This window comes from Cupriavidus sp. GW822-FHT03E04 (genome assembly GCF_058801495.1).
This window is the reverse complement of sequence record NZ_JBXANI010000088.1, coordinates 1-502: the sequence shown is the minus strand read 5'-3', so window position 1 is coordinate 502 and position 502 is coordinate 1. Positions and strand designations below refer to the sequence as shown.

The window sequence follows — 502 nt, the reverse complement described above, 5'->3', positions numbered from 1 at the left end:
GCGCGGCGCGGATGGTCCGCCGGCAGCTGCAGCACCGGCTGCTCGTTGCCCAACTGCGCCGTCCAGTAAGCAAGCTGGCGCTCCTTCTCGCCCGCTTCCAGCCAGCTGCGCTGCCATGCCGCGTAGTCCGCGTACTGGATCGGCAGCGGCGCCAGGTCCGGCTCGCGGCCCTCTACGCGGGCTCGGTACTGCGCCACGAACTCGTCCACAATGATCTGCATCGACCAGCCGTCGGAGACGATATGGTGCATCACCACCACCAGCACGTGTTCCTCGGCCGATAGCCGGATCAGGGCCACGCGCAGCAACGGCCCTTCGCTCAGGTCGAACGGCGCGTCGGCGATGCGGGCGGCTTCCTGCCGCGCGCGCGCTTCGCGCTCGCCGGCATCGAGCCCGCTCAGGTCAATCACCGGCAAGGCCACCTCGACACTGTCCCTCACCACTTGTCCGGCCAATCCTTGCGCATCCGCGCGGAACACCGTGCGCAGCGATTCGTGCCGCG

At 69.3% G+C, this 502-nt stretch carries 1 protein-coding gene; it reads right to left on the bottom strand.

Annotated features, from left to right (window positions below; genetic code table 11):
- A partial coding sequence (locus AC1RQC_RS40440) for a condensation domain-containing protein (RefSeq protein WP_492886898.1) occupies window positions 1–502 on the bottom strand: 502 nt, incomplete at both ends.